The following is a 25,279-nucleotide window of genomic DNA, read 5'->3' as shown; positions in this document are numbered from 1 at the left end:
CATGGTTCGAGACGCGCGCAAAGGGGCGCGCTCCTCACCATGAGGGGAGAGAGCGCCGGTTGAATGTTCGGCCCTCCTCCTGCGACACATGTTCATCCGCCATTCAGGTCTCCCCGGCTGATATCAACCGATCTCGCCTCGCGCTCTCACCGGGACTTCCTCGTGACATCAATGCTGGCCTGGCGCCGCTTCGTGTTCGCGCTCGTGCTGCCGGCATTGCCGCTGGCAGGCGCGAGCGTTGCGATCGCATCCGATGCGATCGAAGTCGCGCAGGCCGAGCCACAAGCGCAGCCGGCACCCGCCCCCTCCCCGACGCCGTCGGCTTCACCGACACCGGCCGCGGACGCACAACCCGGCGCCGTCGAGCCGATCGGCAACGTTGCGACCGTCACGGGCATCGCGACCGTGATCCGTGACAAGAATTCCTATCCGCTGCGCGTGCGCGACGACATCTATCTCAACGACGTGGTGCAGACCTCGTCGAACTCCACGGTCGGCATCACTTTCGACGACGCCACCACGTTCAATCTTTCAGCCAGCTCGAAGATCACCATCGACAATTACGTCTATGAGGACGGCGGCAAGCAGAACTCAGGGATATTCGACGTCGGAAAGGCACAGTGGCCTTCGTTGCAGCTGCGGTGGCGAAGACCGGTAACATGAAGATCACGACGCCGACCGCGACGCTCGGCATCCGCGGCACCACCGGCGTCGTCGACGTGCCCGAAGGCGCGGCAGCGAGCAGCGCGCGCAACGTCAACATCAAGCTCTATCCCGACGCCGACGGCCGCGTCGGCCACATCGACGTCGACGACCGCAGCAGCGGCACGCGGCTCGGCGCACTGACGCAAGGCGCGAGCGGCTTTGCGATCCGGCCCGGCGCAGCCACTGCCGGAATCATGCGCTTCGCCGCGGTGCCGATCACGATTCCCGCGCAGCAGATCGCGCGCGACCGCGGCTTCGTCGGCCAGGTGCATCTGGCGCAAACCACCGGCCGCCAGATCGTCACCGAGCAGCGTGACTTCCGCCGCGCCAATCCGACCGCGCTCAGCCGCATTCCGCGCCCGGCCCAGCCGCCGCAGCAACAACAATTGCGGCCGGCGACCGCACCTGGCCAACAGCCGCAGCGGCCGAACGGCCAGCCCGGTCAGAACAACCGTCCGGGTCAGCAGCAGCCGGGCACCCCGGGCCGGCAAGGAACACAGCAAGGCGCCCAGCCGCCGCAGCGGCAAGGCCAGGGACAACAAGGACAAGGCGGCGCCGTGCAGCCGGGTGGCCAGCGCGCGGGTCAGGGTCAGCAGCGAGGCCAGCAGCAAGGCGCCGGACGTCCAACTGCACCGCGCGCTGGACAAGGGATTCAGCCCAACGCCACGCCGCAAACCCAGCCGCAGCGCGGTGGACAGATTCAGCCCGGAGGGGTCGTGCCCCCGCGGCCGAGCGTGCCTCATCCGCAGCCGCAACTGCCGCACACCGGCATGCAGCCGGGCCAGCCGCCCGCGGCTCAACAGCCGGGCATGCAGCGCCCCGGCGGATTCCAGCAGCGCCTCCCCGCAGCGCCGCGCAAACCGGCGCCAGCTCCGAAAGAGAAGAAGGAGCGGCGATAGAATGTGCGGCGCTGTCGGTGCTCTCCCTCGCCCCGTTCTTACGGGGAGAGGGTTGGGGTGAGGGGCTGCTTCCGCGAAAATAGTGACAGAGAGATTCGCTGAGAGTCCCCCTCACCCGGATTGCATCTGCGATGCAATCCGACCTCTCCCCGCAAGCGGGGCGAGGTGACTGCAACTCACGCCTCGCCGCGCAGCCAGGCCCGCACCTTTTGCAGCAGGCCGTGCTGCAGTTCGTCGACGGAGGCGGCTTCGGCTGCTGTCAGCGTCTGCATGGCGGCGTCGATGTCGTCGGTGGCGGGCGGCCGTGTCACGTCGGCATTGGTGGTTGCCAGCCCCGCTGCTGAGAGCGCGATCGGGCCGATCTGGGTCAGGAAGGCGCGCTCATATTCGCGCGACAGGCGCGCAAGCGCGTCGTCGAGCGGCAGCCAGTCGACCGCCTTGATGTCGTTCATCAGCTTGCGGACCGGACCACCCTCGGCTTCCATGCGCCAGAAATGCACGACCTTGGAACGCCCTCCGGACTGGTAGACGAGCGTGCCGAGGAATTCGTGGATGGCGACGTCGTGTCCGGTTTCCTCGAGCACCTCACGGTGCGCGGCTTGTTTCGGCGTCTCGCCGTCGTCGAGCTTGCCCTTGGGCAGGACCCATTCGTTGCGCTTGCGCTGGCGCACGACCGCGATCAGCGGCACGGCTCCTCGCCGCAACACAATACCGCCCGCCGCCATGACCGGCGCCCGCGCCATCACTCACATCCGTGTCGATCTATGCATCCCCGCAGGACGATATAGGCGGCGGACGCGGCGGATTGAAGGCTATCCTCTCCTCAACAGCGCTTGACCGGCGCGAATGCGCGTGCCCTCGGCGATGCCGTCGCAGAAGGTAAAATCGCCGGGCGCAAGGATGATGATGGTCGAGCCGTGCTCGAACCAGCCGAGCTCCTCGCCCTTGGCCACGTTGACGTCGCAGGGGAAATTGACCGGGCCGCGGGTCTGCGCGTTCAGCACCATGTCGAGGAAGTGCAGGCGGATGCTCGCGACCAGGATCGCGGCGACCGGCACCAGCGTCACGGCCTCGCCGGTCGAAAGGTGCGTGCGGATCACTGCGCGCTCGTTCTTGCAGAAGAGACGCTCGACCCGCTTCAGCGCGATCGGGTTGACGTTCCAGACATCGCCATGGATCAGCGTGACCCGCTCGATATGCGCGTCATAGGGCGCGTGGAAGCGGTGATACATGCTCGACGTCAGCCGCAGCGTGACGAAGCTTCCGTTGCGATGCTGATCAACCAGCGCGGAATCGCCGACCAGGTCGAGCAGCGAATAGGGCGCGCCCTTGACCTGGAACAGCTCGGTGTCGGCGATCCGGCCATGGGCGCCGACGATGCCGTCAGACGGGCTGGCGACGACCGCCTGGTCCGGATCGAACGGCCGCAGACCCGGCTTGAGCTCCCGGGTGAAGCAATCGTGCAGGCTCTTGAAACGATCTTTTCGCGCCTCGGACAGATCGAGGTCGGAAAACAGCTTCCACAGCGCGATCGAGAAATCCCGCACCAGCGGATTCTCGATCTTGGAGAACCAGCCCATGAAGCGGGTCAGGGCTGCGCGAGGGATGCGGTTGGTCAACAGGAAATTGAGGTCTTCCTGCTGGGTGAAAGAGGCGATGAGGGCTTTGACTGTCATGAATCTGTCAGCTCACAGGGTTAGCGCTTGTTGTCATGGAAACGACACTCCCGATTCTCTCGATGTCCGTGGCCGCCGCAGCGTCCGCTGCCGCCGTCTTCCCGAAGCTCAAGGCGCGGGTCGAATTGTCCCGCGCCAAGCACCGCTCGCTCGCTGGGCACTCCAAGATGTCGCGCCGGGTGGCGAAGCTGCTCCCGTTCTACGAGTTCGGGGAGGACAACTACTTCTCCTGCGACGGTGCGCCCGCGAACATCGCCGCGCAGCGCAAGGACGCTTTCTTCCGCCTCGCCAAACTCTATGCCGAGCGCTATCCCAAGGGACGCGCGATGACGAAGGAAGCGGCGGAAAAGATCTCCGACCTGCACTTCACCGAGACCTACCGCGTGCCGTTCCAGTTCTCGCGTCTCGTCCGCGAGTACCTGGGCACCTCGACCTTCGCAGACTCCTCCAGTGGCGTCACCGTTACCGATGTCGACGGCAACACTTCGTACGATCTCACCGGGTCCTACGGCGTCAACATCTTCGGCAACGACTTCTACAAGGAGTGCATCGAGGGCTCCGAGAAGCGGGCGCATGCGCTGGGTCCCGTGCTCGGCCCCTATCATCCCGTCATCCTCGAGAACGTGCAGCGTCTGTGCCAGCTCTCCGGCCTCGACGAAGTCTCGTTCCACATGTCCGGCACCGAAGCGGTGATGCAGGCGGTGCGGCTGGCGCGCTATCACACCAAGCGCACGCATCTGGTTCGTTTCGCCGGCGCCTATCACGGCTGGTGGGGCGACGTGCAGCCCGGCGTCGGCAACCCAATTCCCGCGCACGAGACCTACACCCTCGCCGAGATGTCCGATAAGACGCTGCAGGTCCTGCGCACGCGCAAGGACATCGCGTGCGTGCTGGTCAATCCGCTGCAGGGCCTGCATCCGAACGCCAACGCGCCCGGCGATTCCTCCCTGGTGGATTCCTCTCGCGGCGGCAATTTCGATCGCGCGGCCTACACCGAATGGCTCACGAGGCTGCGTGAAGTCTGCACCGAGCGCGGCATCGTACTGATCTTCGACGAGGTCTTCGTCGGCTTCCGCCTCGCCGCCGGCGGCGCCCAGGAATATTTCGGCGTGCGCGCCGACATGGTGACCTACGGCAAGAGCCTCGCCGGCGGCCTGCCGGTCGGCGTGGTCTGCGGCAAGCGCGAGCTGATGCGCCGCTTCCGCGACGACCGTCCCGCCGACATCTGCTTCGCCCGCGGCACCTTCAACTCGCACCCCTACGTCATGACGGCCATGGACGAGTTCCTGAGCCGGCTCGCCAGCCCGAACTTCCGCGCCATCTATGACGGGCTGGACGCGACCTGGAATAGCCGCGCCGAGAGGCTCAACCAGATGATGACCGACGCTGGCCTGCCGGTGCGGTTCGCCAACTTCTCGTCGATCTGGACGGTGAAATACGCCACGCCGTCCCGCTACAACTGGATGCTGCAATATTACCTGCGCGCCGAAGGCCTGTCCTTGAGCTGGGTCGGCACCGGCCGGCTGATCTTCAGCCTGAACTACACCGACGCCGACTTCAGCGAAGTCGCAGAGCGCTTCGTCCGCGCCGCCGGAAAAATGAAGGCGGACGGCTTCTGGTGGCACGACGGCGTGCTCACCAACAAGAACATCAAGCGGCAGATCCTGAAAGAGATGCTGGCCAAGCGCTTCGGGTGCTGAGGCCGGCTCTCTCCACATAACGACTGTCATTCCGGGGCGGTCCGAAGGATCGAACTCTGGTGCGCAATTGCGCACCTGAGAATCTCGAGATTCCGGGTCTGGTCCTTCGGACCATCCCGGAATGACGGCACTTGTGGCCGCGCTCGCTCCCATTTCCCCGCAAGCGAGGAGAGGCGAAGAATCCCCCAACACGTGGATGCCCGGGACAAGCCCGGGCATGACGCAACCATTAGACATCGGAGTGTGTCGTGTACGCAGCGCGCTCAGGCGTGCTGCTCTTCGAGCGTGGGCTCGCCGATGAGGCCCAGCGTGTGCTCGGGGTTGAGGTGCAGGCCGGGGTCCATCAGCTCGCCGCGCATCAGGGCGAGCGGCGCGCTGCGATAGAGCATCAGATCGTGGAAGGGATCGGTCAGGATCTTGGTCATCCAGACGAGGCCGGTTTCGACGTCGCGGATGAAGAACAGGTGCACGGTGCGAAACAACAGACCGCCGCCGCCGACCACGAGCCAGATCTTGGCGACCTGCCGCATGAAGTCCGTCGCACTCGCCCAGGGGGTGAACAGGCCGAACAGCGAGGGATCGGCGAACAGCACCAGCGGCGAAGCCGCCCAGATCGCCATCAGCACCACCTTGCGCTGAAGGTTGTAGCCGACCTTGATCTCTTCCTTGTGCTCGTGGGTGGCCTGGTTGATGTGGTCGTAGCCGTGCGGCTCGAAGAAGAAGTGACCGGCCTGGCGCGAGGTCATCGAGACCAGCCAGCCGACCAGCGCGGAGATGACAGGGTCGATGAACAGCCAGACATAGGCGAAGAGAAAGCTCAGCGCGCTGACGAAGTGCAGGCTCTGGTTGATGCGGCTGTGGTGATAGTAGCGATGGTCGTCCCAGCGCTGGATCCGCAGCTGCTCGAGATAATTCTTGATCATGCTCTCCCCCAAAATGCTTTCGGGTACGGGATTACAGGGATTCGATGTAGGCCGTATGACATCATCATTTTGTCATGTGACCATGTGCAGCGGCGCGATGACGCACGCGACGCTTGACCTTCAGCTCACGCCGCTTTCGCGACGTCGACCTTGCGGAAGCGCACCAGCGAGAAATGGCCGAGCGGCGGAATCAGGCGGCGCTCGGCGAGCTCGATGCCGTGGGCGCCGGCCAGCCATTTGGCATAGCGCGACCAGGCGAACTCGGCGGTGCGGAAGCCGAGCGGACGCACCACCGGCTGCAGCTTCTGCTCGATGAACCGGCGCATGCCGGCGTCGGCGCTGACGCGGGTGAGGATGATCAGCTCGCCGCCGGGACGCAGCACGCGGGCGAATTCGTCGAGCGCCTTCTCCGGGTTCGGCACGGCGGTGACGACATATTGCGCCATCACGACGTCGAAGGAATTGTCGGGGAATTCGAGCTTCTCGGCATCCATCACCGCGAGGCCCTCGACGTTCTTCAGCTTGCCCTCGGCGACGCGCTGGCGCGCCTTGTCCAGCATCGCTTCCGAGATATCGGTGCCGAAGATGCGCAGGTTCGGCGCATAGAGCGGCAGTGAGATGCCGGTGCCGACGCCAACCTCGAGCACGCGGCCGCCGATCTTGTTGGTCGCCACGATCGCAGCCTGCCGGCCCTTGGCGAACACGCCGCCGAACACGAGATCGTAGACGGGCGCCCAGCGGTCATAGGCCTGCTCGACCGTGCCACGGGTGAGATCGAGCTGCTCGGTGCCGTCAAGGTGCATGATCTTAGCCATCGATGAGGTTCTCGCTGTGGGTCAGACGTTTGGGATCAACCGCGCACTGGCCGCCGCGCCATCCGAGGCGAGGCGCGCAAGGCGCGGCTGGGCTGAAGTGAGGTGAGATTGCCGACGAACTGGCGCGCGCTGTTTTCCCAGGAACGCTCCAGCGCGAAGTTGCGGCAGGTCTCGCGCGACATGGTGAGCGCGCGCAGGCACGCGGTACGCAAATCGTGGTCGATCGCACCGATCGGATGATCGGCGATCACGTCCTTGGGACCCGTCACGGGAAACGCCGCAACCGGCGTGCCGCAGGCCAGCGCCTCCAGCTGCACCACGCCAAACGTATCGGTCAGGCTCGGAAACACGAACACGTCGGCGGCGGCGAGATGCGCGGTGAGATCCGCGCCCTTCTTCTCGCCGAGGAACACCCCGTCCGGATATTTTTTCTCGAGCGCCGCCTTCTGCGGGCCGTCGCCGACGACGACTTTGGTGCCGGGCAGATCGAGCGAGAGAAACGCTTCGAGATTCTTTTCCACCGCGACCCGGCCCATGGTCATGAAGATCGGCCCCGGCAGATCGAACCGTGCCGGAGAGTCGGGATGAAACAGCTCAGTGTTGACGCCGCGGGTCCAGAAGCCGAGCCGCTTGAAGCCGCGCTCGGAGAGCTCCTGCCGCAGCGAGGGCGTCGCCACCATCGTCATCGCGGCGGCATCATGGAAGTGGCGCAGCACGGCATAACCGACGGCGGCGGGGATGCCGGTCCGCACCGAGACGTATTCGGGAAAGCGCGTCGTGTAGGACGTGGTGAAGGCAAGCCGTTTGCGGCGGCAATAGGCTCGCGCGGCCCAGCCGATCGGGCCTTCGGTCGCGATGTGGAGCGCGTCCGGCGCAGCCTTCTCGATCCGTCGCGCGATCTCCTTTCCGCTCGGCAGCGCGATGCGCAGGCCCGGATAGGTCGGCAGTGGCCAGGACGGAAAGCCGTCCGGCGTCAGGAAGTCGATCTCGACATCGAGGGCCTTGGCGGCATTCGCCAGCGAGGTCAGGGTGCGGACCACACCGTTAACCTGGGGATGCCAGGCGTCAGTCGCGATTAATACCCGCATGGGGAAATCCCGAGAGTTTGATGATTCTCGGTTTCCGACCATCAACGAAGGATATTTCAGGCGTGTGACGTCACAGAAGTGTCGGCCCACCGTTTTGTTCGTTAACGGGCGCCTGCGGCCACGAAACTGTCATGAAACAATCCTTGCCGCCGTGAAACCGTTTTCGGTTTTCCGCGCAAATGTCCCGAAACGTTTTGCCGTTAGTGATCTCAGCAAGAGAGCACCGCAACGGTGCCGCGGTGGCCGAGGCCACCGAGCAAACAGGGGCGATCACATGTTCAATCTGGATACGTTCAAGACGTTTTCGCGCGCCGTTGCATTCGGCGCAGTCGCGGTCTCCGCAATCGCATTCGCAGGTGCAGCCAAGGCCGCGCCGGTGCAGCTCTTCCCCTTCTTCCAGCCGCTGCCGCCGTTCGCCGCGCCGCAGCCGATCCAGCCCTACCAGGCGCCGACCTATCAGACCGAGCCGTCCGAGGATCAGGACGCCGTCGAGATGCCGGCGCGCTTCCGCCGCCAGACCGTCTCCTACGCGACGCGTGAGGCGCCGGGCACCATCATCATCGATACGCCCAACACCTATCTCTATTACGTGCTCGGCAACGGCCAGGCACTGCGCTACGGCATCGGCGTCGGCCGCGACGGCTTCACCTGGTCGGGCACGCAGTCCGTCACCAGAAAGGCCGAGTGGCCGGCCTGGACTCCGCCCCCGGAAATGATCGCCCGCCAGCCCTATCTGCCGCGCCACATGGCCGGCGGCCCCGGCAACCCGCTTGGCGCCCGCGCCATGTATCTCGGCGGCACCATCTATCGCATCCACGGCACCAACGCCCCCGACACCATCGGCAAGCGCGTCTCCTCCGGCTGCATTCGCCTGACCAACGATGACGTTTCCGACCTCTATTCCCGCGTCAACGTCGGCACCAAGGTGATTGTGCTGCCGATGACGGAACGGAGAGCGGAGCTCGGAACCGTGACACGCTGAACCGACAGGACATTGTGACGCAAACGGCCCCGGAACATCCCCGGGGCCGCTTTCGTTTGCCCTCGACATTCCGGCGCGCGCTTGCTGCGGCGCGGATCCTCCATGGAGGCGCAAATGCAATTCTCGCCGAACTCATGGCTGCGCCCAGTCGCCGGTGCCGGAGCAATGACGCTGCTGCTGTCCGCGCCCTCCTCGCTCGCGCAGCAGCCGGCGAGCGACGAGGCAGCCCACCAAGCCTTCAACAATTCCTGCCGCACCTGCCATTCCGTGAAGGAAGGCGACAACCGCCTGGGCCCCAATCTCAACAAGATTCTGGGACGCAAGGCCGGCGCGCTACCGGACTATAATTATTCCTCGTCGATGAAGGATGCCGGTTTCGTCTGGGACCAGGACAAGCTCACCCGCTTCATGGTTAAGCCGGACGAGGTCGTGTCCGGCAACAAGATGCAGCCCTATGGCGGCATCTCGGCCGAGGAGGCGGCGAAGGTGGTGGCTTATTTGCAGGCGGCGTCTCAGTGACGCCAGGCGATGCCGTTTCGTGTGGCACCGGTGGTTGTGGCACGGAGTGCGTGGCAGCATTTTCGCTGGGGGACCGCTCGCAGTTAGCCTCATCCTGAGGAGACCGCGAAGCGGTCGTCTCGAAGGACGAGGCGTTCAAACCGGCGGAATCTCCTAGCTCCCACCCCGCCGCTCCGCAATCAACCTCAGCCACGCCGCCGAATGAAACGCGCTCATCAGCAGATACATCGGCACCATGCCGCCGAGCACAGATCCCTGCCCGGCGCCGCACAGCATGTCCGGCCCACCCCCGATCATGGCCGTTAGCACGGCCATGATCGCGAAGGTTGGCGTCGCCGCCAAGGCCAGCCACTTGGTGAGATGGCGCGCAGCCACCACGCCATCGCGGCCGGCGCCGGCCGTTGCGTTAAGCGGACTAGTCACGTCCTTCCGCGGCCTCGTCGCGAAAGGCCTTCTCGCCGGCGTCCGAGATCTCGACCCATTTCTTGTCGGGCGCCGCACCGTCCGTGTAGCTGTCGTGCCAGTTCCACCATTTGTAGGTTGGCGTCTGCGGATAGCCTTTTGGCGAGTCTTCCCAGACCTCCTGGCGGCCGAGCGGCGTGATGTCGAGATAGTTCCAGGTGCCGCCCATCTGCTCGTCGCCGCGGCTCTTGACGAAATAGGTGCGGAAGATGCGGTTGCCGTCGCGATAGAACACGTTGGTGCCGTGCCATTCGTCGACGCCGAAATCGACGTCAAAGCTGTCAGTGACGGTGACCCACGGCATGGTCCAGCCCATATGCTTCTTCAGCCTGACGATGTCGGCTTGCGGCGCCCGCGAGGCGAACACCAGCGTGGTATCGCGGGCGTTGAGATGCGCGACATGGGCGACCTGGTCGGCCACCATGGAGCAGCCGCGGCAGGCGTGATCGGGCCAGCCGAACACGCCGGGCTCGAAGAAGGCGCGGTAGACGATCAGCTGCCGTCGGCCCTGGAACAGGCCGAGCAGGCTGACCTTGCCGCCGGGCCCCTCGAACGCATAGGTTTTGCTCACTTCCATCCACGGCATGCGCCGGCGCTCGGCGGCCAGGGCGTCGCGGGCACGGGTATGCGCCTTTTCCTTCACGAGCAGTTGCTGACGGGCGGCCTCCCAGTCCTGCGGCGACACTACCGGCGGTGTTTGCATGCCTGCCTGTCCGTTATTCCGTTCGTTTTGGGCTAATGTCATCATGACTCTCCGAATTCCTTGCTTGACGTCTTGCCTGGGCGATCACTCCGCGTCTCGCGGAACCGCTCGCCCTTCACCGCACCTTGTCGGCCGTCAACGAATTCTGGCACCTCGCGGTTGCGCGGTGGGAGTAACAAGTGTGGCGGGATTGACATGGAGTCGCTGATCACGGCCGCAGCGCGCGCGCTCGAGGCCGGCGATCCGCTCGGCGCGCTGAACCGCGTCGCGCTGCGCAACGATGCGCCGTCGCTGGCGCTGCGCGGCATCGCGATGGCGCAGCTCGGCGATCTTGCGAAGGCGAAGACGCTGCTGCGAAGCGCGGCGCGCGCGTTCGGTCCGCGCGAGGCGGTGGCGCGCGCCAGATGCGTGGTGGCCGAAGCCGAGATCGCGCTGGTTTCGCGCGATCTGAGCTGGCCGACGAAGACGCTCGCGGCGGCGCGGACGACGCTCGAAAAGCACGGCGATGTCGCCAATGCCACGCATGCAGGCCACATCGAGGCACGTCGTCTTCTTCTCGTCGGACGGCTCGAGGAAGCCGAGCGTATCCTCGCCGAACTCGGCACCTCCCCGCTCCCGCCTGCCCCGCAGGTCGTCCGCGAGCTCGTGGTCGCCGGCATCGCAATACGGCGGCTCAGAACCAAAGACGCGCGCGCGGCGCTTGCCCGGGCGACCCGCGCAGCGAGCCTGGCGAGCATCCCTGGGCTCACAGCCGAGGTCGAGAGCACGAACCGCGTGCTCGATACGCCCGCGGCACGCCTGATCACGCATGGCGACGAACGTCCGTTGCTGCTGGAGCAGGTCGAGGAGCTCGCGACCTCGGACGCGCTGGTCGTGGACATGTTCCATCATTCGGTGCGCAGGCGAGCCACGATCGTATCGCTCGGGACTCGCCCGGTGCTGTTCGCGCTCGCCCGCGTCCTGGCGCAGGCGTGGCCTGTGGACGTCTCGCGAGAAAAGCTCATCACCGGGGCGTTCGGCGCCAGGCACGTCGATGAATCGCATCGCGCGCGCTTGCGCGTGGAGATCGGCCGCCTCCGCGCCAAGCTCAAGCCTGTGGCCGATGTGACTGCGACGAAACAGGGTTTTGCGCTGGCGCCGCGCAAGACGCGGCAGGTCATGGTGCTGGCGCGGCCCGTCGAGGAGAAGCACGCCACTGTCCTCGCCTTCCTCTCCGACGGCGAACCGTGGTCGAGCTCAGCGCTCGCATTGGCACTGGGAACCAGTGCGCGCACGGTGCAGCGCGCGCTCGACGAGCTGGCGCGATCGAACAAGGTGCAGTCGTTCGGACATGGGCGGGCGCGGCGCTGGATGACCCCGCCTGTCCCGGGTTTCCCGACAGGCTTGTTACTCCCCACGCCGCTGCTGAAGACGTAAGGTAGGAGCACATCACAGGGAGCGAGTACATGAAGCGTTCAGCCGCCGAGATCGTCAGGGAGTACGGGCCGTTTGAGGGCGTCGAGGCCGTGCATGGCGTCACCTATGACGGCAGCCATGTCTGGTTCGCTTCCGGCGACAAGCTGAATGCGGTCGATCCTGATAGCGGCAAGGTCGCGCGCTCCCTCGATGTCGCAGCCCATGCGGGAACGGCGTTCGACGGAAGGCACCTGTTCCAGATCGCCGAGGATCGCATCCAGAAAATCGATGCGGCCTCAGGCAAGGTGCTCGCCAGCATTCCGGCGCCGGGTGGCGGTGGCGATTCCGGCCTGGCCTGGGCCGAGGGCTCCCTGTGGGTCGGGCAATATCGCGAGCGCAAGATCCATCAGGTCGATCCGGACACCGGGAAGGTGCTTCGCACTATCGAAAGCAAACGCTTCGTGACCGGGGTGACCTGGGTCGACGGCGAGCTCTGGCACGGCACCTGGGAAGGCGAGGATAGCGATATCAGGCGTATCGACCCTGCCACGGGCAAGGTGCTCGAGCAACTCGACCTGCCTGCCGGGACGATGGTGTCAGGGCTGGAGTCCGACGGCGGCGACCGCTTCTTCTGCGGCGGTGGCCCTAACGGCAATGTGAGAGCGGTCCGCCGTCCCCGGCGCGGCTAGCCCCCGACGATGGTCTGAATGCACGGCAGCGATGCGGTCGCTGCCGTTAGCCCATTCGCCCCAATTCCACCCCATCGGTGCGCTCTAGCGCCCTCCTCGCCTGCCCTGTAGAATCCCTGCCGGGGCGGCTTGGGGGATCAATGCGACTGACGTTGAATCTGAAGACCATCACGATCGCCGTCGTAGTGCTCGCGGCGTCGTTCTTCATCAGCCTGAAGGCCATGGACTGGCTGTCGCCGCGCGCGACGAATTCCGCGCCACCGGTGGCGCAACTGCCGCCGTTGCCGCCGGTCGCGAAGACCTCGATCGTCGTGGCGCCGGTCGCCATCGCGCTGTCGGCGATCCGCGACCAGGCCGAGAAGGCCGCCCCGCGCAATTTCGCCGGTAAGACCGACAACCCGATCTCGCAGATCCTGGAGAACGCCGACATCGGCTGGACCGCCGTACGCGGGCCGATGGCGACCGCCGGCGACAAGGACGTGCTGACGATCTCGACACCGCTCAGCGGCAAGCTGAACGTGACGGGCTCGCTGTCGGCGAAGGCCACAGGCGCGCTCGGCGACGCGCTCGGCAGCGTGCTCGGCGGTGACGCGGCGAAACGGATCGGCGCCGTCAACATCAAGAATTTGAACGCCAGCGCCGAGATCAAGGGCAACGTGGTCGTCACCTCGCGCCCGAAGCTCGCGGCCAACTGGCATCTGGAGCCCAATCTCGGCGCCCAGGTCAATCTCGGCGACACCAACCTCAACGTCGCCGGCGCCAAGGTCAACGTGCCGGCGCAGGTCAAGCCGCTGATCGACAAGAATGTCGGCGAGCAGATCAACATCGTCTCCGAACGCATCCGCAACGATCCCTCGCTGCGCGAGAATGCGAAGCTGCAATGGGCCAAGGCCTGCCGCTCGATTCCGCTGCAGGGATCTAGCGCCTCGGGCGCACTGCCGCCGCTCTGGCTGGAGATGAAGCCGATCCGCGCCATTGCCGCGCAGCCGCGCGTCGATGCCCAGGCCGTCACGCTGCTGATGGGGCTGGAAGCGGAGACGCGCGTGACGTCGACGCAGACCAAGCCGGACTGCCCGTTCCCCGACAAGATCTCGATCGTGCCGCCGACCGGCACCGGCGTGAACATCGGCGTGCCCATCGACGTGCCCTTCACCGAGATCAACAAGCTGATCGCCGCGCAGATGGTCGGCCACACCTATCCCGAGGACGGCTCCGGCCCCGTCGACGTGACCGTCAAGAGCGTCAACGTGGTCCCGTCGGGCGAGCGCCTGCTGATCTCGCTTTTGGTGCGCGCGAAGGAAAAGAAGAGCTGGCTCGGTCTCGGCGCCGAGGCGACCGTGCATATCTGGGGCCGGCCGGTGCTCGACCAAGCACAGCAGACGCTGCGGCTCACCGACATCCAGCTTGCTGTGGAATCGGAAGCCGCTTTTGGCCTCTTGGGTGCCGCGGCGCGCGCGGTGGTGCCGCAGATGCAGCAAGCGCTGGTGCAGAAGGCTACGCTCGACCTGAAGCCGATCGCCGCCAACGCGCGCGAGAAGATCGCTGGCGTCATCGCCGATTTCCAGAAAAGCGAGGACGGCGTCAAGGTCGACGCCAAGATCGACAGCCTGACGCTGGCCGACATCGCCTTCGATTCCAAGACGCTGCGCGTGGTCGCGGAAGCCGGCGGCACGCTGAATGTGTCGGTGACGAAGCTGTCGGGGATGTAGCGCCCCTTCAAGCACCGCCCCGCGCGCATCGCTTGCGCCGCTGGCATTCTGATCGGAGGATGCTAAGCTGTTCCTCGCAGCCTCGAATGAGGTGCTGACAGCACTGTAGTGAGTAACGCGAGGGACAAGATGGAAGCCGGCATGGTCACGCCTGCGCCGGCACTGGTGCGCTTTTCCGGCATTCAGAAGACCTATGATGGCGAGCATCTCGTGGTGAAGAACCTCGATCTCGACATCAGGAAGGGCGAGTTCATCACGCTGCTTGGCCCGTCGGGCTCGGGCAAGACGACCACGCTGATGATGCTGGCCGGCTTCGAGGTTCCGACCCATGGCGAGATCTACCTCGCTGGCCGGCCCATCAAGAACATGCCGCCGCACAAGCGCGACATCGGCATGGTGTTCCAGAACTATGCCTTGTTTCCGCACCTGACAATCGCGGAGAATATTGCCTTCCCGCTATCCGTTCGCAAGACGAACAAGGCGGACGTGCAGGAACGCGTTGGATCGGCGTTACGCATGATCAAGATGGAAAACCTGGCGCACCGGCGGCCCGGACAGCTGTCCGGCGGTCAGCAGCAGCGCGTGGCGCTGGCCCGCGCGCTGGTCTTCAATCCGCAGCTCGTGCTGATGGACGAGCCTCTGGGCGCTCTCGACAAGCGCCTGCGGGAGCAGATGCAGCTGGAGATCAAGCAACTGCACGAGACGATGGGCATTACCGTCGTTTACGTCACCCACGATCAGAGCGAAGCGCTCACCATGTCGGACCGCATCGCCGTGTTCAATGACGGCATCGTGCAGCAGATCGACCGGCCCGACGCGCTGTACGAGCACCCGGTGAACAGCTTCGTCGCCCATTTCATCGGCGAGAACAATGTGCTCGCCGGCACAGTCGAGACGGTCGACAAGGATTATTGCCGCGTCGCGCTGGCTGGCGGCGGCGCTGTCACCGCACGGGCGGTCAATATATCAGGCGCGGGCGCATCGACCTCGCTGTCGGTGCGGCCGGAGCGGATCACCATTATCCCGGACGGCACCTCCAGCGACAAACCGAACCGGCTGCCGGCCAAGGTGCAGAACACCATCTATCTCGGCGACCACGCGCTGGCCGTGCTCGATGTCTCAGGGAATGCCGAGTTCATGGTCAAGCTTCAGCCCGGCGCGCATGACAGCCTGACACACGGTGCAAACGTGTTCGTCACCTTTCACCCTGAGGACTGCCTCGCCCTCGATCCCGTCTGACCCAGCGATCGAACTCAACGCAACGCACATGAAGAAGGAACCATGACCATGCTGAAGCGCAAGATTGGCAAGATTGCTCTGGGTTTCGCCGCGGCCTTCACCGCCAGCGCCGCGCTGGCCACGGTCGGGCAGGCGCGTGACCTCACCGTCGTGTCGTGGGGCGGCGCGTATCAGGATGCCCAGAAGAAGGCCTATTTCGAGCCGTTCAAGAAGGCGGCCGGAATTGCCATGAACGATGAATCCTGGGACGGCGGCGTCGGCGTGCTGCGCGCCAAGGTGCAGGGCGGCGCCGCCACCTGGGACGTCGTCCAGGTCGAGAGCGACGAGCTCGCGGTCGGCTGCGAGGAAGGCCTGTTCGAGAAGCTGGACTATTCCAAGATCGGCGGCGAGGCCGCCTATATCCCGCCGTCGGTTAATCCCTGCGGCGTCGGCGCCATCCTCTATGACTTTGTTCTCGGCTATGACAAGGACAAGCTGAAGGAAGCGCCCAAGGGCTGGGCCGACTTCTTCGACACCAAGAAGATTCCAGGCAAGCGCGCCCTGCGTCAGGGCCCGAAGACCACGCTGGAGATTGCACTCATGGCCGACGGCGTCGCACCGAAGGACGTCTACAAGGTGCTGGCGACCGACGAGGGCGTCGAGCGCGCGTTCAAGAAACTGGACACCATCAAGGGCGACATCGTCTGGTGGAAGGCCGGCGCCCAGCCGCCGCAACTGCTCGCCTCCGGCGAAGTCGCGATGACCTCGGTCTACAATGGCCGCATCGACACCGCGAACAAGAACGAGAAGAAGAATTTCGGCATGGTCTGGGACGGCGCGCTGTTCACCCTCGACAGCTGGGTCATCCTGAAGGGCAGCCCTAACAAGGACGCCGCCTACAAGTTCCTGGACTTCGCAGGCAAGGCGGAGAACCAGTCGAAACTGTCGGAGAATATCTCCTATGGCACCTCGAACAAGGACGCCGCCGGCAAGCTGCAGCCCGCCGTTCTGAAGGACCTGCCGACGGCGCCCGACAACATCAAGAACGCGGTCGAGATCAACGTCGGCTTCTGGCTCGAGAACATCGACCGCCTGACCGAGCGATTCAACAAATGGGCCGCGAAATAGCGCGCGGCTCAAGGCTCGACCAATGACGGAAGCGTCCCTGACCGGCGCCAATGCGTCGACCGAGGTGCCGCTCAAGCGCCGATTGAGGCGCGCAGAGCGGACACGCCAGGTCAAGGCGTTGGCGCTGGTCCTGCCGCTTCTCGTCTTCCTGCTCTTCACCTTCGCGGGTCCCATCGCCGGCATGCTGTGGCGCGCGGTCGATGACCGGGAGGTGCGTCAGGTTCTGCCTCAAACCGTCGCGGCTCTCGCCAGCTGGGACGGCAAGGATCTGCCGGACGAGGAGGCCTTTGCTGCGCTGGCAAGCGACATCGTGGCGGCGCGTACCTCCGGCACCATTGCGATTGCGGCCAAGCGGCTGAACTACGCACTCAACGGTTTTCGCACGATCCTGACCAGCACGGCACGCAACCTGAAGGCCGCGCCCGAGCGAGGGACCGCCAAGGAGACGCTGGGCAAGATCAATCCGGCCTGGCGCGAACGCGCCACCTGGACGACGATCAGGGATGCCAGTGGCCCCGTGACCGGCTTCTACCTGCTGGCGGCGCTCGACCTTGTCAGGAACGTTGACGGCGCGATCGTTGCGGCCCCGCCGGATCAGGCCATCTACCGCAGCCTGTTCACCCGCACCTTCATCATCAGCCTCAGCGTCACCGCGCTCTGCCTGATCCTCGGCTTCCCGGTCGCCTACCTCCTGGCGACGCTGCCGCCGGGACGATCGAACCTGCTGATGATCTTCGTCCTGCTGCCGTTCTGGACGTCGCTCCTGGTCCGCACCTGCGCCTGGATCGTGCTGTTGCAGAGCAAGGGCGTCGTGAACGACAGCCTGCACTGGCTCGGCATCATCGACGAGCCGTTGCGCCTGATCTACAACCGCTTCGGCGTCTGCGTGGCGATGACCCACGTGCTCCTGCCCTTCATGATCCTGCCGCTCTACAGCAGCATGAAGGCGATCTCGCCTGCTTACATGCGTGCCGCCGCCTCGCTCGGCGCGCCACCGGTCACCGCCTTCCTGCGAATCTACCTGCCGCAGACCCTGCCCGGCATCGGCGCAGGAAGCCTGCTCGTCTTCATCCTGGCGCTCGGCTACTACATCACACCTGCGCTCGTCGGCGGCGCCGCCGATCAAATGATCAGCTACTTCATCGCGCTCTACACCACCGAAACCGCCAATTGGGGGCTTGCTTCGGCGCTCGGTGCGGTGCTGCTGCTCGCCACCATTCTGCTGGCACTGGTCTACGGCAAGCTGGCGCAGGGCCAGCAGGTCACGGGAGGCATGAAGAATTGAGCGACAATGCTTCTCTCCGCACGCCAAGCCAGCGCATTGCGTGGACCGCAACCATCATTGTCTCCACGCTGGTGTTCATCTTCCTGATCGCGCCGATCCTGGCGATCATGCCGCTGTCCTTCAGCTCGGGCTCGTACCTGACCTATCCGCTGCCGGGCCTGTCGTTGCGCTGGTACGACGACTTCATCAATTCGCCGCGCTGGATGAATTCGCTGAAGAACAGCATGATCATCGGCGTCGCCTCGACGCTGCTGTCCATGGTGCTCGGCACGCTAGCCGCGCTCGGGCTGGCGCAATGGAAGAGCCGGTTCAAACCGCTCGTGCTGGCCTTCGTGCTGTCGCCGGTCGTCGTGCCCGGCGTCATCACCGCGGTCGGCCTGTATTTCTTCTTCGCGCCGATCGGACTGACCGGCAGTTATCTCGGCTTGATCCTGGCCCATACCGCGCTGGCGACGCCGTTTGTGGTGATCACGGTCGGTGCGACGCTGCAGAGCTTCGATACCAATCTTTCGCGCGCCGCCGCCTCACTCGGCGCCTCGCCGGTTGAGGCATTCCGCCGTGTGATCCTGCCACTGATCCTGCCCGGCCTTGCATCGGGCGCACTGTTCGCCTTCGCAACCAGCTTCGACGAGGTCGTGATCGTGCTGTTCATGGCAGGTCCCGAGCAGCGCACCCTGCCGCGCGAAATGTTCAGCGGCATCCGCGAGAACATCAGCCCGACCATCACGGCAGCGGCTGTGATCCTGACGACGGTCTCGGTCATCCTCCTCGCCACCCTCGAAGGCCTGCGCCGACGCAACGAACGGCTCAAGGGTGGCGGCGCCTGAGCGCTCTTCCTTCTCCCCCTTGTGGGAGAAGGTGGCGCGAAGCGCCGGATGAGGGGTCTCTCTCCGCGTGCTCTGCTGCGAGACAGTTCCTCGCGGAGAGAGACCCCTCACCCGAGCGAGCTTGTGTCCACCGGAGTCGCTGCCCTCTCCCACAAGGGGAGAGGGCGCAGCAATGGGCATCGTGCGGTTGCGATACTCATCCTTCTCCCGGAACACCGCCCCTTCTCTTTTTGCATTCCGCTATGGCGCACACCGCTTAGCTGCCGTGGCCGATTGTCGCTAGAACAGTCCCCGCAACAAAGCCCGAACAACAACACACAGGGAGAACAACATGCAAAAACTCATCGCCGCCGTCGCGGCCGGTCTCGCCCTCGCCGCAACATCCGGCACGGCGCAGGCGCAGATTTCCGACGACATCGTCAAGATCGGCGTGCTCACGGACATGTCGAGCCTCTATGCGGACGCCACCGGCAAGGGCTCGCTCGCCGCCGTCGAGATGGCGGTCGCGGATTACGGCGCCAAGGTCGCGGGCAAGCCCGTGCAGGTGGTCGCCGCCGATCACCAGAACAAGCCCGACGTCGGCGTCAACATCGCCCGCAACTGGTACGACAACGACAAGGTCGACGCGATCTTCGACGTTCCGACGTCGTCGGTGGCGTTGCCGGTCTCGGCCCTGACGCGCGAGAAGAACAAGATCAACATCAATTCCGGCGGCGGCTCGTCCGACATCACCGGCACCGCCTGCTCGCCCAACACCGTGCACTGGACCTACGACACCTATGCGCTGTCGAATGTCGCCGGCAAGGCGATGGTGAAACGCGGCGAGGACAGCTGGTTCTTCGTCACCGCCGACTACGCCTTCGGCATGGCGCTGCAGCGAGACGCCGCCAACGTTGTCAAGGAGAGCGGCGGCAAGGTGCTCGGCGAGGTCCGCCATCCGCTCAATTCGTCGGACTTCTCCTCCTTCCTGCTCCAGGCCCAGGCCTCCAAGGCCAAGGTGGTCGCGCTGGCCAATGCGGGCGGCGACACCACGAATGCCCTGAAACAGGCGTCCGAGTTCGGCCTGACCCAGGGTGGCCAGAAGATGATCGCGCTCCTGCAGGAGATTACCGACACGCATTCGCTCGGCATCAAGGCAACCCAAGGCCTGATCGTCACCGACGCCTTCTACTGGGACATGAACGAGGAGACGCGCGCCTTCTCCAAGCGCTTCAACGAGAAGGTCGGCCACATGCCGACCATGATCCAGGCCGGGCTCTACTCGGCGACCATGCACTATCTGAAGGCGATCGACGCCATCAAGACCGACGAGGCGCCGAAGGTGATGGAGCAGATGCGCAAGACGCCGGTCAACGACTTCTTCGCCAAGAACGGCAAGATCCGCATCGACGGCCGCATGGTCCACGACATGTATCTGTTCGAGGTCAAGAAGCCCGAGGAATCCAAGGGCGAGTGGGACCTCTACAAGCTGATCGCCACCGTGCCCGGCGACGAGGCCTTCCGTCCGCTCGACAAGGGCGGCTGCCCTCTGGTGACGCACTAGCTCTTCCACGTCCCTACCAACTCCTCATCCTAAGGAGCTTGCGAAGCAAGCGTCTCGAAGGATGAAGGCCCGGCCCGGGGCCTCGCCCTTCGAGACGCGCGCCGAAGGCGCGCTCCTCAGGGTGAGGGTCAAAAGGACGGCAGAAAAACGACACGACAGCGCGCCCGGCGAAACCAGGCGCGCTTCGTTTAGGCAGTTACGCGGGCTGCATTACTCCGCGTACTTGAACTCCGGCATGTTCTTCAGCTCGTCCTTGCTGGCATTGAACACAGCGTGGTCCGGATACCACTTCGAGGTGGACGACGTCGTGGTCGCAGCCGGCCTGTCGGTGCCGGTCGCAGCGCCTGTCGTGGTGGATGCGGCGGGCTTGGCGCCCGGGTTCGTGCCGGTGCCGGTATAGGCGACGGCCTCGTTGACGAACTTCAATTTCTCATAGGGCACGGCGACCAGATGCTCGCCCATGCCGAGGAAGCCGCCGACGCCGATCACGGCAATCTTGACGTTGCCGCTCTTGTCCATCAGCAGCTCGTTGATCGAGCCGATGTTCTCGTTGGCCTCGTTATAGACCTTCAGGCCCGACATCTTCGACGTACGCCACTCGCCGGAAGCGGTCGTGGCGGCCGTCGTCGCGGTGGCCGCGGTCGGCGCCTTGTCGGTGGTGGCGGTCGGCGATTGCGCGAACGCAACGGTCGCAAGCAGTGCGGTGCCGGCGAGGCCGGCGGCGATTGATTTCGTCAGCATGTTGTCCTCTCCTTCACAGAAAAAGCTCGTGTGGAGAAAACAGCGCTGATCACACGCAGTTCCGTGCGCGCCGCAATTTCGTCGCGCGATGCGCGAGCGCGACAACCTCGCAGGGACTGTTCCTGCGTCACCCAGGAACATTTTGCGGCGCACGGTTCCCCGCCGACGATCATGCGCCCTGGGTGAAGCACGATCGCGGCGAGGGCCCGCGCCGACCCGCGTCGCTCAGGGTCAGCTCTTGTAGTCGATCAGAAGCGCAGAGAAGTCGGAATTGCCGGACGAGCCTCCGTTGGCGCCGTAGGACGAGCTCGACGATTGCGACTGCTGGAGCGCCTGCAGGAACTGCTGGAGGATATCGGCCGTGGTGGCGTCAGTCGACGTGCTGCTGATCGAGACCGTGGACGACGCCGAATCCGAAGAGCTGTCGTCCGGCGGCGGACCGGGCGGAGGTCCGCCGGGGCCGCCCGCCCCGCCCGGACCGCTCGCGAAGGCTGACTGAAACACGTTCTTCAGGTCCTCGGCCTGGTCCGAGGTCAGCGTGCCGTTCGACACCTCGTTCGAGATGAGGTCGTCGATCTTCGACTGCATCTCGTCCTTGGAGGGGCGCGTGCCACTGGACTGGTCGCTCGACCGGTTCTGCTGGAGTGCCGTGTCGATGTCGGTCAGCGCCGTCGAGAGCGCTGACTGGTCCGACGACGAGATCGTGCCGGCGGACACTTCCGATTGCAATTCCTGCTGCAGCCGCTGCAGCGGCGACTGGTGGTTGCCGGCGGAGGCCGCCGAAATCGAGGTCATGATGGCTCCGTGGATTTTGCGGGGTTTCGTCGCGGACCACGGCACGGTATGGTTAACGGCCTTAACGAGACCTTGCCGCTTCGCGACGGCGCGATTGCCGCCTGTTGCGGGAAGCCCGGCAGAAACAATCCGAAACAAAAATCTTCGCCATTTGGCCCGAATCCTGGACAAACAAAGCGCATGGCCATTCCCAATCCCAACATCCTGGTCGTCGAAGACGACCGCGAAACCCGGACGTTGATTGCGAAGTACCTGCGCAACAACGCCTGCAACGTCACCGCCGTGAGCGACGGCCGCGAGATGTCGCGCGCCATGGCCGATCACCGCGTCGACCTCATCATCCTCGACGTCATGCTGCCGGGCGAGGACGGCCTCAGCCTGTGCCGCAAGGTGCGCGCCGAGGCGCAGACGCCGATCATCATGCTGACCGCGCGCGGCGAGGACGTCGACCGCATCGTCGGCCTCGAGATGGGCGCGGACGACTATCTGCCGAAACCCTTCAACCCGCGCGAGCTGCTCGCCCGCATCAACGCCGTGCTGCGCCGCCAGGCCGCGGCTCAAGCGGCAAGCTCGATCGAAGGCGCCTCCACGCTCACCTTCGAGGGCTGGCACATCGACCTGCGGCTGCGCGAATTGCGCAATCCCGAAGGCGCGCGCGTCGCGGTGACCAGCGCCGAATTCGATCTCTTGCGCACGTTCTGCGAACGGCCCGGCCGCGTGCTGTCGCGCGATAGCCTGCTCGACCTCACGCAAGGGCGCAGCACCGGATCGTTCGAGCGCTCCATCGACGTGCTGGTCAGCCGCATCCGCCGCAAGATCGAGCCCAATCCGGCCGATCCCACCCTCATCAAGACGGTGCGCTCCGGCGGCTATCTGTTCACGCCGCGAACGCAAGCTGCGAGCCCTCAAGCGGCAAGCACTCAAGCGGTTGCGGCGCCCCTGAGCAGTTGAAGCGGACGCCGACGATGAAGCCGTTCGGGTTCTTCCACCTCAAGGGGATCGGCGGGCAGATCGCCGCGCTGGTGCTGGCTTCGACCGTCGCGCTCCATCTCGTCGTCACCACCGCCTTCCTGATCAGCCGGCCCGACCGCCCCGACACGCCGCCGGACGGAGCGCATCAGCTGACCGATGCCGCGCTGCTGCTTGGCTCGGCCGAGGCCGGCGACCGTCCGCGCCTCGTCGCCGATCTCGCGCGCGCGTTCCCCAAGCTCGGCATCGAAATGCTCGCGCCCGGCACCGCGAGGGTCGAGGAGAGCAACAATCAGCACCTGCGCGGGATACGCCGTCATCTCGGACGCGGCTACCGGGCGGTCCAGCTCACCTCGGGCGGCACAGTGTCCCGCGTCGGCGTCGAGTTGCCCGACGGCACCGTGATCGCCGGACATGTCGATGGCGGCCCGCGCCCGTGGTTCTGGGGTGCACCCTGGCTGACGGCGCTGATGACCGCCTTCATCTGCGTCAGCGTGCTCGGCCTGTGGGCGGCGCGCGCGCTGGCAGCACCGCTATCGTCCTTCGCCAAGGCCGCCGAGAATTTCAGCGTCGACGGCGAGGCGGAGCCGCTGCCCGAGCGCGGCCCGGAAGAGATCCGCTCGGTGGCGCGTGCGCTCAACCGCATGCATGAGCGGATCGCCCGCCTGATGTCGGATCGCACCAGGATGCTCGCCGCGATCAGCCACGATCTGCGCACGCCGATCACGCGGCTGCGCCTGCGCGCCGAGTTCATCGAGGACGAGGGCAACCGCAAGCGCATGCTGATGGACCTCGACCAGATGCGCGCGATGCTGGAATCGGTGCTGTCGCTACTGCGCAACGACCGCAAGGTCGAAGCCGTGACGCTGGTCGACATCGCCAGCACGCTGCAGCTCGTCGCCGACCAGTTCGGCGATATGGGCCATGTCGTGCATTATGACGGGCCGGCGTCCGCGACCGCCGCCGCGCGGCCTGACGATCTGCATCGCGGCGTCACCAACCTCGTCGAGAACGCGGTGCGCTTCGGCGCCGAGGTGACGATCCGCCTCGACATCTCGGGCACCACACTCGTCATCGACGTCGAGGACGACGGCCCCGGCATTTCGGATGCGCGCAAGCAGGAGATGCTCGAGCCGTTCGTGCGCGGCGACGATGCGCGCACCATGGATGAATCCACCGGCTTCGGGCTCGGCCTGTCGATCGCGCGCGCGATCGCGCTCGCCCATGGCGGCGACCTGTCGCTGCACGACCGCGCGCCACATGGACTAATCGTACGGATGCAATTGCCGCTCTGGCAGCAGCCGCGGCTCGCCGCCTGACTCAAGCCGCGAGCGGCGGGTGCTGGATGGCGGTCTCGTCGAAGATGGCCACGGCCTCGAAGCGATAATTGCAGGCGTGGCAATTCCAGAGATAGGAGACGCGCCCCTCGCCCGGCTCGATCCAGTCAGGCTGCGGGATCGGCGTGCCGCATTGGGCACAGGGGTTCTGTCTGGGGATGTCGCCGGCGTACAGCCTGGCCATGTTTGAATTTGTCATGGCACCTCTCCCGATTTGCAGCGTCTTCTTACTCGCTTTCGCTGGCACGCGCGAATAGACAGGCGTGCTGCCGCGAGCGGGGGTCGTCCGCCCCCGAAGCTCTCTTGCGCCAGCTTTGAGTCGTAACAGCGGCTCGGCACTGCAAAAACGGGCGACGGCGGCGTTTGGTCACATCATCGCCGCGTTCGGAAGGCCTAACGACGACTGGGCGCAGGTCACTCCAGGGGACCTCAGGGATATCTGATGAAAATTTTATGCATTGCCGCGCTGCTCGCGGCCGGATTGACATTGCCGCAGGCCGCATTCGCGGGTGAAGCCGAATATGCCGAGATGGTCGCGGCGCATGCCCGCGCCAACGGCGTGCCGGAAGCGCTGGTGCATCGCGTGATCGTGCGCGAGAGCCGCTACCAGCCGCACCTTGTCGGCCGCGGCGGCACCATCGGGCTGATGCAGATCAAGCTCGCGACCGCCCGCGGGGTCGGCTACACCGGCGACGCCGCCGGCCTGCGCGATCCCAACACCAACCTCACTTATGCCGTGAAATACCTCGCGGGCGCCTATCGCGCCGCCAATGGCGACCATGCCCGCGCCGTGCGTTATTTCGCCGGCGGCTATTACTACGCCGCCAAGCGCCAGCGGCAGGAGACAGTGCAGCTCGCCAATATGGGCGATACCAATATGGGCAATATGGGCCAACCCTGGCTCGAGCCGAACGGCAACCCGCAACCGATGTTCGGCAACGTCCCGCATAAGAAGCTGGCCCAGCGCGTCCGCAATGCGCGGGCGCAGGCGCTGAAGTAACTCCCGTGTCCCGGACGCGCTGCAGCGTGCAACGCTGCTGCGCTGAGCCGGCAACTGTTATTGGGGGCCGGCCTTCAGGTACGGTTTCCTGTCGCGCATCATAGCGTTAAGGACCGTTAGCAGCTTCCTGGCAACGGCAATGAGGGCGAGCTTGGCCGGTTTGCCGACCTG

The 25,279-nt window shown here is 65.4% G+C and carries 24 protein-coding genes and 2 pseudogenes; 15 read left to right on the top strand and 11 right to left on the bottom strand.

Features of this window, described 5'->3' with window-relative positions; translation table 11 throughout:
• Positions 1–171: 171 nt before the first annotated feature.
• Positions 172–1,604, top strand: a pseudogene (locus CV770_RS29230) (FecR domain-containing protein).
• 176 nt (positions 1,605–1,780) lie between these two features.
• Here CV770_RS29230 and CV770_RS29225 read toward each other — a convergent pair.
• Together CV770_RS29225 and asd are read right to left on the bottom strand one after the other, a co-directional pair.
• On the bottom strand, positions 1,781–2,347 hold the full coding sequence (locus CV770_RS29225) for an NUDIX hydrolase (protein WP_104464840.1): 567 nt from the start codon (positions 2,345–2,347) through the stop codon (positions 1,781–1,783).
• A gap of 69 nt (positions 2,348–2,416) precedes the next feature.
• Positions 2,417–3,280: an archaetidylserine decarboxylase gene (gene asd / locus CV770_RS29220; RefSeq protein WP_104464839.1), complete on the bottom strand. Its 864-nt coding sequence runs from the start codon at positions 3,278–3,280 to the stop codon at positions 2,417–2,419.
• 35 nt (positions 3,281–3,315) lie between these two features.
• On the opposite strand from asd, the gene CV770_RS29215 reads away from it, so the two are divergent.
• Positions 3,316–4,980: an aminotransferase class III-fold pyridoxal phosphate-dependent enzyme gene (locus CV770_RS29215; protein WP_104464838.1), complete on the top strand. Its 1,665-nt coding sequence runs from the start codon at positions 3,316–3,318 to the stop codon at positions 4,978–4,980.
• A gap of 263 nt (positions 4,981–5,243) precedes the next feature.
• Here CV770_RS29215 and CV770_RS29210 read toward each other — a convergent pair whose 3' ends face one another.
• From CV770_RS29210 to CV770_RS29200, 3 genes are all read right to left on the bottom strand, one after another.
• Entirely contained in the window at positions 5,244–5,903 is a 660-nt protein-coding gene (locus CV770_RS29210; protein ID WP_104464837.1) for a hypothetical protein, read from the bottom strand.
• Between the two features lie 125 nt (positions 5,904–6,028).
• Positions 6,029–6,718, bottom strand: a complete 690-nt coding sequence (locus CV770_RS29205) for a class I SAM-dependent methyltransferase (protein ID WP_104464836.1) — start codon at positions 6,716–6,718, stop codon at positions 6,029–6,031.
• 35 nt (positions 6,719–6,753) lie between these two features.
• Positions 6,754–7,806 (bottom strand): glycosyltransferase family 4 protein, encoded by a 1,053-nt coding sequence (locus CV770_RS29200; RefSeq protein WP_201760096.1) that lies wholly within the window; start codon positions 7,804–7,806, stop codon positions 6,754–6,756.
• Between the two features lie 274 nt (positions 7,807–8,080).
• Between CV770_RS29200 and CV770_RS29195 the strand changes: the two genes are divergently transcribed.
• The gene (locus tag CV770_RS29195; RefSeq protein ID WP_091961833.1) at positions 8,081–8,788 is read left to right on the top strand and encodes a L,D-transpeptidase; all 708 of its coding nucleotides are present in this window, start codon (positions 8,081–8,083) and stop codon (positions 8,786–8,788) included.
• Between the two features lie 102 nt (positions 8,789–8,890).
• Positions 8,891–9,307, top strand: a complete 417-nt coding sequence (locus tag CV770_RS29190; RefSeq protein ID WP_104464834.1) for a c-type cytochrome — start codon at positions 8,891–8,893, stop codon at positions 9,305–9,307.
• A gap of 153 nt (positions 9,308–9,460) precedes the next feature.
• Here CV770_RS29190 and CV770_RS29185 read toward each other — a convergent pair whose 3' ends face one another.
• Positions 9,461–9,730, bottom strand: a complete 270-nt coding sequence (locus tag CV770_RS29185; protein ID WP_104464833.1) for a hypothetical protein — start codon at positions 9,728–9,730, stop codon at positions 9,461–9,463.
• The gene (locus tag CV770_RS29180; RefSeq protein ID WP_502693620.1) at positions 9,723–10,514 is read right to left on the bottom strand and encodes a DUF899 domain-containing protein; all 792 of its coding nucleotides are present in this window, start codon (positions 10,512–10,514) and stop codon (positions 9,723–9,725) included. The genes CV770_RS29185 and CV770_RS29180 overlap by 8 nt, the downstream gene beginning before the upstream one ends.
• 153 nt (positions 10,515–10,667) lie before the next feature.
• On the opposite strand from CV770_RS29180, the gene CV770_RS29175 reads away from it, so the two are divergent.
• The 8 genes from CV770_RS29175 (at position 10,668) to CV770_RS29140 (ending at position 20,266) form a co-directional block, all read left to right on the top strand.
• Positions 10,668–11,888: a winged helix-turn-helix domain-containing protein gene (locus CV770_RS29175; RefSeq protein WP_104464831.1), complete on the top strand. Its 1,221-nt coding sequence runs from the start codon at positions 10,668–10,670 to the stop codon at positions 11,886–11,888.
• A 29-nt stretch (positions 11,889–11,917) separates the two neighbouring features.
• Positions 11,918–12,556, top strand: a complete 639-nt coding sequence (locus CV770_RS29170) for a Vgb family protein (RefSeq protein WP_091961848.1) — start codon at positions 11,918–11,920, stop codon at positions 12,554–12,556.
• A gap of 140 nt (positions 12,557–12,696) precedes the next feature.
• Complete coding sequence (locus tag CV770_RS29165) at positions 12,697–14,265, top strand: DUF4403 family protein (protein ID WP_104464830.1); 1,569 nt, start codon at positions 12,697–12,699, stop codon at positions 14,263–14,265.
• Between the two features lie 129 nt (positions 14,266–14,394).
• On the top strand, positions 14,395–15,504 hold the full coding sequence (locus tag CV770_RS29160; protein WP_104464829.1) for an ABC transporter ATP-binding protein: 1,110 nt from the start codon (positions 14,395–14,397) through the stop codon (positions 15,502–15,504).
• 48 nt (positions 15,505–15,552) lie between these two features.
• Positions 15,553–16,611: an ABC transporter substrate-binding protein gene (locus tag CV770_RS29155; RefSeq protein WP_104464853.1), complete on the top strand. Its 1,059-nt coding sequence runs from the start codon at positions 15,553–15,555 to the stop codon at positions 16,609–16,611.
• Between the two features lie 22 nt (positions 16,612–16,633).
• Entirely contained in the window at positions 16,634–17,896 is a 1,263-nt protein-coding gene (locus CV770_RS29150; RefSeq protein WP_104464828.1) for an ABC transporter permease, read from the top strand.
• Complete coding sequence (locus tag CV770_RS29145) at positions 17,893–18,723, top strand: ABC transporter permease (RefSeq protein WP_165637555.1); 831 nt, start codon at positions 17,893–17,895, stop codon at positions 18,721–18,723. The genes CV770_RS29150 and CV770_RS29145 overlap by 4 nt, the downstream gene beginning before the upstream one ends.
• 331 nt (positions 18,724–19,054) lie before the next feature.
• A complete protein-coding gene (locus CV770_RS29140; RefSeq protein WP_104464827.1) occupies positions 19,055–20,266 on the top strand; it encodes an ABC transporter substrate-binding protein in 1,212 nt (403 codons plus the stop codon).
• Between the two features lie 210 nt (positions 20,267–20,476).
• On the opposite strand, the gene CV770_RS29135 is transcribed toward CV770_RS29140, so the two are convergent.
• On the bottom strand, positions 20,477–21,007 hold the full coding sequence (locus CV770_RS29135) for a PRC-barrel domain-containing protein (RefSeq protein ID WP_104464826.1): 531 nt from the start codon (positions 21,005–21,007) through the stop codon (positions 20,477–20,479).
• 231 nt (positions 21,008–21,238) lie between these two features.
• On the bottom strand, positions 21,239–21,802 hold the full coding sequence (locus CV770_RS29130) for a hypothetical protein (protein WP_201760095.1): 564 nt from the start codon (positions 21,800–21,802) through the stop codon (positions 21,239–21,241).
• A gap of 180 nt (positions 21,803–21,982) precedes the next feature.
• Between CV770_RS29130 and CV770_RS29125 the strand changes: the two genes are divergently transcribed.
• Together CV770_RS29125 and CV770_RS29120 are read left to right on the top strand one after the other, a co-directional pair.
• Positions 21,983–22,753 (top strand): response regulator, encoded by a 771-nt coding sequence (locus CV770_RS29125; RefSeq protein WP_091966117.1) that lies wholly within the window; start codon positions 21,983–21,985, stop codon positions 22,751–22,753.
• A gap of 14 nt (positions 22,754–22,767) precedes the next feature.
• Positions 22,768–24,090, top strand: coding sequence for an ATP-binding protein (locus CV770_RS29120; protein WP_104464825.1), 1,323 nt, complete (start codon positions 22,768–22,770; stop codon positions 24,088–24,090).
• 1 nt (position 24,091) lies between these two features.
• On the opposite strand, the gene CV770_RS29115 is transcribed toward CV770_RS29120, so the two are convergent.
• Complete coding sequence (locus tag CV770_RS29115; protein ID WP_091966118.1) at positions 24,092–24,307, bottom strand: hypothetical protein; 216 nt, start codon at positions 24,305–24,307, stop codon at positions 24,092–24,094.
• A 243-nt stretch (positions 24,308–24,550) separates the two neighbouring features.
• Between CV770_RS29115 and CV770_RS29110 the strand changes: the two genes are divergently transcribed.
• On the top strand, positions 24,551–25,108 hold the full coding sequence (locus tag CV770_RS29110) for a lytic transglycosylase domain-containing protein (RefSeq protein ID WP_201760094.1): 558 nt from the start codon (positions 24,551–24,553) through the stop codon (positions 25,106–25,108).
• Between the two features lie 57 nt (positions 25,109–25,165).
• Here CV770_RS29110 and CV770_RS43490 read toward each other — a convergent pair.
• Positions 25,166–25,279 (bottom strand): annotated as a pseudogene (locus CV770_RS43490) (IS110 family transposase); the annotation flags it as partial.

It is taken from the genome of Bradyrhizobium sp. AC87j1, from assembly GCF_002936975.1.
Lineage (GTDB): Bacteria > Pseudomonadota > Alphaproteobacteria > Rhizobiales > Xanthobacteraceae > Bradyrhizobium > Bradyrhizobium shewense.
The sequence above is the reverse complement of the archived record's forward strand: the minus strand, read 5'-3'. Positions and strand labels throughout refer to the sequence as shown.

Coding starts and splice junctions, on each gene's coding strand:
- CV770_RS29225 (WP_104464840.1), bottom strand. CDS start 2,347: ATGGCGCGGGCGCCGGTCATGGCGGCGGGCGGTATTGTGTTGCGGCGA.
- asd (WP_104464839.1), bottom strand. CDS start 3,280: ATGACAGTCAAAGCCCTCATCGCCTCTTTCACCCAGCAGGAAGACCTC.
- CV770_RS29215 (WP_104464838.1), top strand. CDS start 3,316: ATGGAAACGACACTCCCGATTCTCTCGATGTCCGTGGCCGCCGCAGCG.
- CV770_RS29210 (WP_104464837.1), bottom strand. CDS start 5,903: ATGATCAAGAATTATCTCGAGCAGCTGCGGATCCAGCGCTGGGACGAC.
- CV770_RS29205 (WP_104464836.1), bottom strand. CDS start 6,718: ATGGCTAAGATCATGCACCTTGACGGCACCGAGCAGCTCGATCTCACC.
- CV770_RS29200 (WP_201760096.1), bottom strand. CDS start 7,806: ATGCGGGTATTAATCGCGACTGACGCCTGGCATCCCCAGGTTAACGGT.
- CV770_RS29195 (WP_091961833.1), top strand. CDS start 8,081: ATGTTCAATCTGGATACGTTCAAGACGTTTTCGCGCGCCGTTGCATTC.
- CV770_RS29190 (WP_104464834.1), top strand. CDS start 8,891: ATGGAGGCGCAAATGCAATTCTCGCCGAACTCATGGCTGCGCCCAGTC.
- CV770_RS29180 (WP_502693620.1), bottom strand. CDS start 10,514: ATGACATTAGCCCAAAACGAACGGAATAACGGACAGGCAGGCATGCAA.
- CV770_RS29175 (WP_104464831.1), top strand. CDS start 10,668: ATGGAGTCGCTGATCACGGCCGCAGCGCGCGCGCTCGAGGCCGGCGAT.
- CV770_RS29170 (WP_091961848.1), top strand. CDS start 11,918: ATGAAGCGTTCAGCCGCCGAGATCGTCAGGGAGTACGGGCCGTTTGAG.
- CV770_RS29165 (WP_104464830.1), top strand. CDS start 12,697: ATGCGACTGACGTTGAATCTGAAGACCATCACGATCGCCGTCGTAGTG.
- CV770_RS29160 (WP_104464829.1), top strand. CDS start 14,395: ATGGAAGCCGGCATGGTCACGCCTGCGCCGGCACTGGTGCGCTTTTCC.
- CV770_RS29155 (WP_104464853.1), top strand. CDS start 15,553: ATGCTGAAGCGCAAGATTGGCAAGATTGCTCTGGGTTTCGCCGCGGCC.
- CV770_RS29150 (WP_104464828.1), top strand. CDS start 16,634: ATGACGGAAGCGTCCCTGACCGGCGCCAATGCGTCGACCGAGGTGCCG.
- CV770_RS29140 (WP_104464827.1), top strand. CDS start 19,055: ATGCAAAAACTCATCGCCGCCGTCGCGGCCGGTCTCGCCCTCGCCGCA.
- CV770_RS29135 (WP_104464826.1), bottom strand. CDS start 21,007: ATGCTGACGAAATCAATCGCCGCCGGCCTCGCCGGCACCGCACTGCTT.
- CV770_RS29130 (WP_201760095.1), bottom strand. CDS start 21,802: ATGACCTCGATTTCGGCGGCCTCCGCCGGCAACCACCAGTCGCCGCTG.
- CV770_RS29125 (WP_091966117.1), top strand. CDS start 21,983: ATGGCCATTCCCAATCCCAACATCCTGGTCGTCGAAGACGACCGCGAA.
- CV770_RS29120 (WP_104464825.1), top strand. CDS start 22,768: ATGAAGCCGTTCGGGTTCTTCCACCTCAAGGGGATCGGCGGGCAGATC.
- CV770_RS29115 (WP_091966118.1), bottom strand. CDS start 24,307: ATGACAAATTCAAACATGGCCAGGCTGTACGCCGGCGACATCCCCAGA.
- CV770_RS29110 (WP_201760094.1), top strand. CDS start 24,551: ATGAAAATTTTATGCATTGCCGCGCTGCTCGCGGCCGGATTGACATTG.